The 1,227-nt window shown below is 57.3% G+C and carries 1 protein-coding gene; it reads left to right on the top strand.

Features of this window, described 5'->3' with window-relative positions; translation table 11 throughout:
- Nucleotides 1-60: 60 nt before the first annotated feature.
- A protein-coding gene (locus tag GH660_RS17765; RefSeq protein WP_153148088.1) for an IS3 family transposase occupies nt 61-1,208 on the top strand; the annotation gives its coding sequence in 2 pieces (ribosomal slippage) (nt 61-307 and nt 307-1,208; 1,149 coding nt in all).
- Nucleotides 1,209-1,227: the final 19 nt, after the last annotated feature.

Below are 1,227 nucleotides of genomic sequence, written 5' to 3'. Positions count from 1 at the left end.
TGAATCGCCCCGGAACCTCTAGACGCTCCGTAGCCTTAAACTTAGGCAAAAGGAGAAGTCATGAGCAGCAAGCGTTATCCGGAAGAATTCAGGATCGAGGCGGTCAAGCAGGTCACGGAACGAGGTCATCCAGTCGCCGAGGTGGCCAGCCGGATCGGCGTATCGCAACACAGCCTGTATGAGTGGCTGAAACGCTATAGCCTTCCGCCGGTCGAGCGCGATGAATTGCAAGGTCAGGCTGCGGAAATCAGACGCCTGAAGGCGGAACTGAAGCGGGTCAGCGAGGAGCGCGACATCCTAAAAAAGGCCGCAGCGTACTTTGCCAAAGAGTCCCGGTAAGGTACGCCTTCATTCAAGCACACGAAACGCAGTATCCCGTTCGCCGACTCTGTCACGTGATGGCCGTGCATCCCAGTGGCTATTACGCCTGGAAAGCTGAACCGGCGTCACCTCGACGGAAGGATGATCAGCGCCTGCTGGGGCTGATCAAGCAATCGTGGCTGGAAAGCGGCGGCGTCTATGGCTACCGCAAGATCGCCCATGATCTGCGGGATCTGGGGGAGCGCTGCGGCAAGCATCGGGTCTATCGTCTGATGAGGCTGGAAGGACTACGGGCGCAGGTTGGTTACCGCCGTCGAGCGGGCCATTATGGCAAGCCAGCGGTCGTCGCCAAGAATCAGCTGGAGCAGAATTTCGATGTCGAAGCCCCCAATCAGATTTGGGTGACGGATATCACCTATATCCGGACTCACGAAGGCTGGCTGTATCTAGCTGTGGTGCTGGATCTGTTCTCGCGCCAGGTGATCGGTTGGTCGATGCGCTCGCGGATCGATAGCGAATTGGCGATCAACGCTTTGCTGATGGCGGTTTGGCGGAGAAATCCGAAGGCACCCGTGATCGTCCATTCCGACCAGGGATGTCAGTACACCAGCCACGATTGGCAAGCCTTCCTGAAAGCCCATGGCCTGGTGGCCAGCATGAGCCGACGAGGGAACTGCTACGACAATGCCGTCGCCGAGAGCTTCTTCCAGTTGCTCAAGCGGGAACGCATCCGCCGAAAAACCTATCTCGATCGTGAGGAGGCCCGCCGTGACGTCTTCGACTACATCGAGATGTTCTACAACCCGAAACGTCGTCACGGTTATGCAAACGACGTTTCTCCGGTAGAGTTCGAAAACCAGTATTTCAACCGGCTACAGAGTGTCTAGTAATGCCGGGGCGATTCAC

Origin of the sequence: Dechloromonas sp. H13, from assembly GCF_009469615.1 — a bacterium.
In the GTDB taxonomy this organism is placed as follows: Bacteria; Pseudomonadota; Gammaproteobacteria; order Burkholderiales; family Rhodocyclaceae; genus Azonexus.
The sequence above is the reverse complement of the archived record's forward strand: the minus strand, read 5'-3'. Positions and strand labels throughout refer to the sequence as shown.